This window comes from Sphingomonas sp., assembly GCF_035490575.1.
GTDB lineage: Bacteria > Pseudomonadota > Alphaproteobacteria > Sphingomonadales > Sphingomonadaceae > Sphingomonas.
Window position 1 is genome coordinate 1 of sequence record NZ_DATJLI010000021.1, and the last position, 9,011, is coordinate 9,011.

The 9,011-nt window shown below is 67.5% G+C and carries 10 protein-coding genes and 1 tRNA gene; 7 read left to right on the forward strand and 4 right to left on the reverse strand.

Annotated features, from left to right (window positions below; translation table 11 throughout):
• Positions 1-198: 198 nt before the first annotated feature.
• Positions 199-417, reverse strand: coding sequence for a hypervirulence associated TUDOR domain-containing protein (locus tag VL973_RS01440; protein ID WP_325282257.1), 219 nt, complete (start codon positions 415-417; stop codon positions 199-201).
• Between the two features lie 99 nt (positions 418-516).
• Here VL973_RS01440 and VL973_RS01445 point away from each other — a divergent pair, with 99 nt between their 5' ends.
• Both VL973_RS01445 and VL973_RS01450 read left to right on the forward strand, forming a co-directional pair.
• Positions 517-1,668 carry a glycosyltransferase family 4 protein gene (locus tag VL973_RS01445; RefSeq protein WP_325282258.1) on the forward strand — a complete coding sequence of 384 codons (1,152 nt, stop codon included), beginning with the start codon at positions 517-519 and terminating at the stop codon, positions 1,666-1,668.
• A gap of 61 nt (positions 1,669-1,729) precedes the next feature.
• A complete protein-coding gene (locus VL973_RS01450) occupies positions 1,730-1,987 on the forward strand; it encodes a hypothetical protein (protein WP_325282259.1) in 258 nt (85 codons plus the stop codon).
• Here the strand turns inward: VL973_RS01450 and VL973_RS01455 are convergent.
• Positions 1,963-2,283, reverse strand: a complete 321-nt coding sequence (locus VL973_RS01455) for a DUF2218 domain-containing protein (protein ID WP_325282266.1) — start codon at positions 2,281-2,283, stop codon at positions 1,963-1,965. The two genes, VL973_RS01450 and VL973_RS01455, sit on opposite strands and share 25 nt — an antisense overlap.
• Before the next feature lie 135 nt (positions 2,284-2,418).
• Between VL973_RS01455 and VL973_RS01460 the strand changes: the two genes are divergently transcribed.
• Entirely contained in the window at positions 2,419-2,826 is a 408-nt protein-coding gene (locus VL973_RS01460) for a hypothetical protein (RefSeq protein WP_325282260.1), read from the forward strand.
• Positions 2,827-2,866: 40 nt separating this feature from the next.
• Here the strand turns inward: VL973_RS01460 and VL973_RS01465 are convergent.
• Positions 2,867-2,953: transfer RNA gene (locus VL973_RS01465), tRNA-Leu, on the reverse strand.
• Between the two features lie 126 nt (positions 2,954-3,079).
• On the opposite strand from VL973_RS01465, the gene VL973_RS01470 reads away from it, so the two are divergent.
• Positions 3,080-4,423: an MATE family efflux transporter gene (locus VL973_RS01470; protein ID WP_325282261.1), complete on the forward strand. Its 1,344-nt coding sequence runs from the start codon at positions 3,080-3,082 to the stop codon at positions 4,421-4,423.
• Here the strand turns inward: VL973_RS01470 and VL973_RS01475 are convergent.
• Entirely contained in the window at positions 4,420-5,727 is a 1,308-nt protein-coding gene (locus VL973_RS01475) for an SLC13 family permease (protein WP_325282262.1), read from the reverse strand. The genes VL973_RS01470 and VL973_RS01475 overlap by 4 nt on opposite strands.
• 96 nt (positions 5,728-5,823) lie before the next feature.
• Here VL973_RS01475 and VL973_RS01480 point away from each other — a divergent pair, with 96 nt between their 5' ends.
• From VL973_RS01480 to VL973_RS01490, 3 genes are all read left to right on the forward strand, one after another.
• Positions 5,824-6,675: a hypothetical protein gene (locus VL973_RS01480; RefSeq protein WP_325282263.1), complete on the forward strand. Its 852-nt coding sequence runs from the start codon at positions 5,824-5,826 to the stop codon at positions 6,673-6,675.
• 82 nt (positions 6,676-6,757) lie between these two features.
• On the forward strand, positions 6,758-8,056 hold the full coding sequence (locus VL973_RS01485) for a replication-associated recombination protein A (RefSeq protein WP_325282264.1): 1,299 nt from the start codon (positions 6,758-6,760) through the stop codon (positions 8,054-8,056).
• 82 nt (positions 8,057-8,138) lie between these two features.
• Positions 8,139-9,011 (forward strand): glycoside hydrolase family 95 protein (locus tag VL973_RS01490; protein ID WP_325282265.1); only part of this gene is annotated, 873 nt, incomplete at its 3' end.

The window sequence follows — 9,011 nt, forward strand, 5'->3', positions numbered from 1 at the left end:
GCCGCTTCGGCAATGACGGCGTTCTGGACGGGGGTAAGCGCGGCATATCCGCGCGCGGCGAGCGCTTCCGAAAGAAGCGGCGGGATGAGATCATTATTCATGCAAGCATCCCACATGCGCCTGTCGGGCGCCGCACGCAAGGCGGCGCGACGCAAAAAGCGTCGGACGAGCCACCGATTCGCACGCCGATCGCGTTGCTCAGCCCGCCTTCAACTCGCTGCCCCGCTTCAACACCTCGTCGCCGTCATCCTGCTCGATCAGATAGGCGGGGTTATCCTCGGTGCCGTTCTTGACGATCTTTGACCCCTTGATCGTGCGCTGGACGCGGCGCGTGAACTTGTCGGCCACCTTGCCCTTGGCGGTGCCCTGCCCCCAATCCCACTTCACCGTCTGACCCTTGCGAAAGGCGTTCGACATGCGGCTGCTCCGAAACGTTTCACCTGAACCCAGCGAACCGGCATCCCCGCGCTTCGTTCCCATGGTCAAAGGGCCGTATCCGGTCTAAATCCGCGCGCCATGCAGCCAGACGCGCTTCGGATCGCCGTTTACAGCGGCAACTATAATTATGTTCGCGACGGCGCCAATCAGGCGCTGAACCGGCTTGTCGCCTTTTTGCTGGAACGGGGCGTGACGACGCGCGCCTATTCGCCGACCGTCGCCGAACCGGCCTTTCCGGCGACGGGCGATCTGGTCGACGTGCCAGCGTTCGCGCTGCCGGGCGGGCGCGGCGAATATCGGCTGGGCAAGGGATTGCCCGCCAGCGTGCGCGCCGATCTTGACGCCTATCGCCCGCACATCGTCCATGTCTCCGCCCCTGACTGGAGCGGCCACCGCCTGCTCAGCTGGGCGCGCGCGAACGCTATTCCCACGCTGGCGTCGCTGCACACGCGGTTCGAAACCTATCCGCGCTATTACGGGCTGGGCTTTCTGGAGCCGCTGGCGACGCGGCTGTCGGCGCGTTTCTACAACCGCGCCGATCAGGTGATGGTGCCCAGTCCCGGCATGGCGACGCTGCTGCACCAATGGGGCGTGACCACCCCGATCGGCATCTGGTCGCGCGGGATCGACCATGACCGCTTCAGCCCCTCCCGGCGCGACGATGCATGGCGCCGGTCGCTGGGCATCGCCGATGATGAAGTGGCGGTCGGCTTTCTGGGGCGATTGGTGCTGGAGAAAGGACTGGGCATCTTCGCCCAGGTGATCGCCGAACTGCGGCGGCGCGGCGTGCGTCACAAGGTGCTGGTGATCGGCGAAGGCCCCGCCCGCGCATGGTTCGCCGAACGCGTGCCCGACGCGGTGTTCACCGGCTTTCAGTCGGGTGACGATCTGGGCCGCGCGGTGGCGGGGATGGACGTGTTCTTCATGCCCAGCGTGACCGAAACCTTTGGCAATGTGACGACCGAGGCGATGGCGGCGGGCGTTCCCGTCGTCGCCGCGCGTGCGACCGGGGCGATCGATCTGGTCGAGGATGGCGTGACCGGCTTTCTGGTGCCGCCGACCGACGTCGCCGCTTATGCCGACGCCATCCAGCGGCTGGTGGAGGACAGTGCACTGCGCCAGCGCGCGGGCGCGGCCGGACACCGGGCGGCCAGACGCTATGTCTGGGACACGGCCAATCAGGCTGTGCTCGATGCCTATCTGACGCTGCTGGACCAGCGCGGGGGTTAAAAGCGTCCGCTGGCGGACCCGCCGGAACGGAACCGGCGCGGGCGCTGCGCGTCTTGCCCGGATGCGGGAGGGATTATCAGCACGATCACGCGTTCGCGCGGCGTTTGCCGCTCATCCGGCGCGCCCGGCGCCGGCCGATGCCGCCGGCCTGAGCCGTTCGGTCGAGGCGCTTTGCGACGCGATCGAACGAGAATCGCACCAGTTGCGCGAATGGGAAAGCCTGGCCGAGCAATTGCGGGAAACGGCGGAGCGGCTGGAAGCCAGCCTGAAACCCGGCCTGGCGGCGCAGCCGGATCAGTCCGCGTCGCGCCAGTCATAGCTCAGCGCCGCTTCGCGGAAGGCGAAGCGATCGACATGCCGCTCGACCACGCCCTTCAAACCGTCAAGCTGCGCGGGTGCGGCCGCGTCGATGCGGATTTCCAGCACGTCGGACGATGCATCGAACGTCACCACCGCGTCGCCCGGCCAGTCGGCGCCGCGCACATCGCGCGGAAAGGTGACGCGACCATGGTTTTCGTCGAACTCGACGGCCAGATTATGGCTCCAGTGCTTGCACAGTTGCTGAAGATAACGTGATCCATGCGCGGTCGGCACGCGCGCGCTACTGCTGCTGATGGTCAAGGCATGTCCTTTCGGGCGTTGATTGCAGGATATTGTGTCGCCGCCATACGACGCCAAGCGCCAACATGCTATTGCGAGTCGTTCGCATAGATGCCATATCGGCACGATCCCTTAAGGAAAGCCACTCGCATGACCGCGTCAGGCCGAGAAACAACCGCCGACCGCGCGACCGCCATGCCGGTCGCGGTGCTTTTGCGTCGTGGCGGGCGATGCTGGCGGGCCGCGCGCGACCAGGGACACAGCGTCCAGCCGATGCTGTATGCGATGCTGGCACCGCGCGGCTGCGGGATGCTGGCGCCGGTGATCGACAGCCTGATGACCCTGTATGAAGCGGCGCTGGGCAGGGCGATTGTCGTCGGACGGGGCGAGAACCTGTCACATGACGAACGGCGGCTGATCGACCTGTTCGCGGTCACGCCGAACCGAATCGCTTGTGACTCGCCGTGCGAAACGCCGGGCACAGCGGCGTTCCGGTGCGCGCTTTGTTCGGCACGCATCATGTTCGCCGCGACATTGCCGACGACGATCCATCATTGAAGGGTCGGCCAGTCTGGTCATCGATCAGGAAATGAAGAATTGGTGCGGTCGAGAAGACTCGAACTTCCACGGGCTTTCGCCCACAACGACCTCAACGTTGCGCGTCTACCAGTTCCGCCACGACCGCACATGTCAATCCCGCCGGATCACCGGCGGTCGGTAGGCGGGTGCCCCTAGCAGCGTCGAATGAGCCATGCAACATGGTTTCGCGCGCAATTGCCGACCGCTACGAACACGCCTAATAGCCGCGCGGATGACAGCCGCGCCCGCCCCCCTGACTGTCGAGGCGCGCCGCATTCTGACGCTGGCATGGCCCGTCATGCTGACCAGCCTGAACTGGACCATCCTGCACCTGACCGACGTGATCGTCGTCGGCGCGGCGGGCACGCACGAAGTGGCTGCGCTGGGGGCCAGTCGCGCCATCACCTATATCGGCATCGTCGTCGTCCTCGGCTGGCTGTCGGGCGTGATCGTCCATGTCTCCCGCGCGGACGGGGCCGGCGACCTGCCAGAGACGGGCCGCGTCCTGCATGAAGGACTGGCGCTGGGCCTGATCCTGGGCCTGGCCAGCGGCGCGATCCTGTTCGTGGCCGCGCACCCGCTGTTGCGGCTGGTCGGCGTCGCGCCCGATCTGGCCCCGGCGGCGGCGCGCGTTGTGCAGGTGATGGCACTGGCCTATCCGTTCCAGCTCGTCTCGATCGCGGCGAGCTTCTTCCTTGAGGGCGTCAGTCGTCCGCGCCGGGTGATGGTGGTGCAATTGTCGGTGCTGCCGGTCAATGCGCTGCTCGCCTGGGCCTGGTCGGGCGGACATCTGGGCCTGCCCGCGTGGGGCGCGGTGGGGGCCGCAGCGGCGACCGCTGTCGCATCGGCGCTGGGCGCATTCGCGATGCTCTATGCCGCATGGACGCTGCCGCGCGCGGCCGAGCGGGGCGTGCGGCGGCTGGGCGACCTGCGCTGGTCGGGCGTGGTCCGGCTGCTGCACTTCGGCGCGGTCCCGGCGCTGGCGTCCGGTCTGGAGCTCGCAGGCTTCTCGATCCTGATCGCGCTGTCGACGCAGCTTGGCGAGCCGACCGCCCATGCGTTCCAGATCGTGTTCTCGGTGCATAACGTGACGTTCGGCGTCGCGCTTGGTCTGGGATCGGCGGCAGGGGTGCGCGTGGGCAATGCCATTGGGGAGGGCGTGCCGCGCGAAGCGGGCCGCAGGGCGGGGATCGCCGCCGGGCTTGCCGCGCTGCTGACGGGCATGATGGCCGTCGCCATCCTGATCGGCATCGCTCCGATCGTCGCGATCTTTCCCGCCGAACCCGCCGTCCACGGCATCGCCGCGGCCATGCTGCTGCTCTGGTCGCCATTCATCCTGTTCGACGGATTGCAGGTGGTGTTCGTCTATGCCCTGCGTTCGATGGACGATCAGGTCGTGGCCGGCGTGAACGGCATCATTGCCTTTTTCCTCGTGACCGGCGCGCTTGGCTGGGCGCTGGTGCGCGGCGGCGCGGGGCCGCAGGGGCTGGTCTGGGCGTCAGCGGCGGGCATGGTGACGGGCGCGCTGCTGAACGGCGTCCGCCTGTGGTGGGTCAGCCGGCGCATGTCCGCCTAGAACGGAAAGAACACCCGAATCGCCGCCACTGCCGCCGCCCCGGTGATGATGTTGAGCGGCAGGCCGATCCGCACGAAGTCCATGTAGCGATAGCGTCCCATCTGATAGACGATGACATTGGTCTGATAGCCAAAGGGCGTGGCAAAGGCCGCGCTGGCCGCCATCATCACCGCAACCAGGAACGGGCGCGGGCTGACCCCCAGACTTTCGGCCAGCGCAACCGCGACCGGCGTGACCAGCACCGCAACGGTCGCGTTCGACAGCAATTCGGTCAGCACCATGGTCAGTGCATACAACACGATCAGTGCCACCAGCGGGTCGAGACCGTTGACCGTGGCGATCAGCATTTGCGAAGCCGCGGCCGCCAGCCCGCTTTCCTCCATGGCGATGCCGATGACGACCATCCCCGCGATCAGGATCAGGATTTCGGGCCGCAGCCCCGAATACGCCTCGTCCGCGCTGATGACGCGCAGCAGGATCAGCAGCACCGCGCCCGCAAAAGCGGTTGCCGCGATTGGCGCCACGCCAGCCGTCGCCAACAGGATCGCACCGACGAACACCCCCAGCGCAATCGCGGCGCGTGCCGGGCGCAAAGGCCGTTTTTCGGCGAACAGCTCGACATTGCCGACCTGCGCGCTGTTGATGTGGCTCCGATCGACCGCGATCTCGCCATCAGGGGCTTCACCTTCATGGCGACCGCCCAGCAACCGGTTGCTGACCAGCAACAGATACAGCCCGCCGACGATCGCCACCGGAATGCCCACGGGCGTGATCTCGAAAATGCCGAAGCGCGATTGCCCGGCCAGGCTGGCCATGTCGTCGACCAGCAGGTTGGTCGACGTGCCGATCAGCGTGCAGCACCCCATCAGGATCGTGATGTAGGACAGCGGGATCAGGAACCGTTTGGGTGACAGGCCCAATGTGGTCGCGACATCGCGCACCACCGGCGCGCCGAGCACCACGATCGGCGTCGAGTTCAGAAAGCTCGACACCACGCCGATCATCGCCAGCAACAGCCAGATGCCGATCGCCCCCATCCGCCGGCACATCGCCACCGCCATGGAAATCGCGCGATCAAGCAGCCCGGAAAGTTCGAGCGCATAGGCAATGACGAACAGCGAGGCGAGCGCGATGATCGCCGGACTGGCAAAGGCACCCTGCACCTCCACCGGGCGGACCACGCCGGTCATCAGCAGCACCGCCGCGCCGGTCAGCGCCACGACATCGGCGCGCACCTTGTCCCAGATCAGCGCCGCGACGACCGCGGCCAGCACGAACAGCGTCAGGATCTGGTCGATCGCCATGCCCCCGCGTCGAGCCGCAGGCCCGTGCTGTCAAGTGCGCCGGCTCTTTTTGTCCGGGGGTCTGGAGCATCGCGGCGGATTTGCTATCAGGGGCTTATGCACGAACCCAGCATCAGGACCAGCCGGCTGGCGATCGCGGGGGGACTGGCGGCGGCGATCGTGGTTGGCGGCGCGGGGTTCCTGATCGGCCGCGACACCGCGCCCGATCCCCAACCCGTGCTGCCGCGCGTCATCCGTATGCCCGTCGCGGTGCCGACCCCGGCGCCCAGCGATACAGCCCGGATACTGGCGCGCGCCGATCTTCTGGCGCTGGCGACTCAGGCGGCGGACGCCCATGCCGCGGGCGAGCCGACACCCAAGCCGGTTCAGGACGCTGCCGGGCGCCGTTTCGAATTGACCTTGCCCTTTGGCTGCACGGGACCAAGCGCACCGGAAAGCAGCCTGCCGATGCGCTGGCGCTATGACGAGGAAGCCGCGACGCTGCGCGTATCGGTCACGGCCGATCGCTGGCAGGGTGCCGACTGGAACCTGGGCGGCGACATGGCCGCGCGCCCGGTGGAGGGCTTCTGGATCGCGCGTCCCTGGTCAGGGGCGGCGCGTTGCGCGTCGGGTGGACAGACGACGCCGACGGGGCGCGAACCCGTGCTGTTGCCCGGACAAACCCTCGCCATCGCGCGTTTTCCGGAAGGCGAGGCGCAGGACGAGGCCGAACCGCGCCGGTTCGAAGTGGTCAAACGCGTGCCCGCCGACCAGTTCGACGGCTCACAGGGCCTTCGCGTGCGCGTCATCGGCCGTGTCGCGGCAGTGCCCGGCGCATCGCCCGTTCGCTGCACGCAGCCCGGCGGCATCGACCAGCGCCCCATCTGCCTGATCGGCGCGCGCTTTGACGAGGTGCGGATCGAGAACCCGGCGACCGACGACGTGCTGGGTGTCTGGCCGATCCGCTGACAACCGGCGGTGATGCGGATCGCGGCGCCGGTCCCCATATGACGCCTATGCCCTTGTCGCTGCTTCGTAAAGTCAGGTCGGCATGACCGATTCGCTGTTTTCCCGCGCGTTGCCCCGCCCGCTGGCCGAGGAACTGCGCCCGACCCGCATCGCCGATGTGGTGGGCCAGGACCATCTGCTCGCGCCCGATGGCCCGCTGGGGCGGATGCTGCATGGCAAGCGGCTGGCCTCCTTCATCCTGTGGGGACCACCCGGCGTCGGCAAGACGACGATCGCGCGGCTGATCGCGAACGAGGCGGGTTATGCGTTCGAGCAGTTATCAGCGGTGTCGACCGGGCTGGCCGACCTGCGAAAGACGATGGCGGCAGCGGCGGCGCTGCGCGAGGCGGGGCGCAATACCGTCGTGTTCATCGACGAACTCCACCGCTTCAACCGCCCGGTGCAGGACGCGATGCTGCCCGCGATCGAGGACGGCACCTTCACCCTGATCGGCGCGACCACGGAAAACCCCAGTTTCAGCCTGGTATCGGCGCTGCTGTCGCGCGCCAAGACGTTCACGCTCAACCGCCTCGACCGCGAGGCGCTCGACCGGGTGATCGGCCGGGCGGAGGCGCATTTCGGCCGCCCGCTGCCGCTCGATGCCGATGCGCGCGACACGCTGATCGCGATGGCCGACGGCGATGCCCGCTATCTGCTGGGCCTGTGCGACGATGTGTTCGCGGTCGAGACCGACGCAGCGCTTGATGTACATGCGCTGATGAAGATCGCGCAGGCGCGCGCACCGCTCTACGACAAGAGCAAGGAAGAGCATTTCAACCTGCTCAGCTGCTTTCACAAGAGCCTGCGCGGCAGCGATGTTGATGCCGCGCTCTACTGGGCGGCGCGGATGCTGGAGGGGGGCGAGGACCCGGCGGTGATCTTTCGCCGCCTGGCCTGTGCCGCGTCGGAGGATGTCGGCATGGCCGACCCCCAGGCGCTGGTGCAGGTCGTAACCGCGTGGCAGGCGATGGAGCGCATCGGCCTGCCGGAAGGGCGGCTGTTTCTGGCGCAGGCGATCAATTATGTCGCGACCGCGCCCAAATCGAACGCGTCCTATCTGGCCTTCGACCGTGCGGCGGCGCTGGCGCGTAAGACCGGCTCGCTGCCCCCGCCCAAGCACATATTGAACGCCCCGACCAAACTGATGAAGGAACTGGGCTATCACGCGGGCTATCAATATGACCATGACGCCCCCGACGCCTTTTCGGGACAGCCATTCTTCCCAGACGCCATCGCAGAGGCGCAGCCGGACCCCTTCTACGCGCCCAACGAACGCGGATTCGAGCGCGATATAAGGAAGCGCCTCGCCTTCTGGGCGGCGCGGCGATCGAAGCCGCGCTGAGCGCCATCGCGATTGATCCGCCCGGCCAAATGGTTACGCTGCGATCCTATACGAATTGAGCGTAAGATATGGGGGAGGCGACATGCTGACGCGCAGGGAAACGATGGCGGCGATGGCCGCCGGCACGATGGCATTCGCGATCGACGGGCGCGCCCGCACGGTCGACCCGCGCCGTCGCACCACCTTATGGTATCGCCAGCCCGCCACGGAATGGACCCAGGCGCTGCCCGTCGGCAATGGCCGTATCGCCGCAATGGTGTTCGGCGGGACGGCGGAGGAGCGGCTGCAACTGAACGAAGGGACATTATGGGCGGGCCGCCCCTATGACCCCGTCAATCCGCTGGCGCGCGATGCGCTGCCCAAGGTGCGCGAGATGGTGTTCGCCGGGCGGATCGAGGAAGCGGAGGCGCTGACCAACGAAGCGCTGATCGCCCGGCCCAAGGTTCAGATGCCCTATCAGGCGCTGGGCAATCTGCGCCTGCGTTTTTCGGGTGTCGACACGCCGAACGACTATCACCGCGAACTCGACCTCGAATCCTCGATCGCGACGACGCGTTTCACGGCGGGCGACGCGACGCATGTGCGCGAAGTCATCGCATCGCTGCCCGATCAGGTGATCGCCGTGCGGCTGAGCGCAACGGGCGGGGACGGCATCGACGTCGACCTGGCGCTCGACACGCCGCATGACGGTGCCAGCTCGCGCGCGGACGGTGGAGAAATGCTGCTGTCGGGGATGAACCGGGCATCCTCCGGCATCGAGGCGGGATTGCGCTTTGCCGCGCGGCTTCGCGTCGATGCTCAGGGCGGGCGGGTCACGCCGGGCACCGATGGCGCCATCAATGTGCGCGGCGCGCGGTCGGTGACGATCCTGCTGGCGATGGCGACCAGCTTCAAGCGGTTCGACGACGTGTCGGGCGATCCGGTCGCCGCGACGGCCACGACGCTGGAAAAGGCG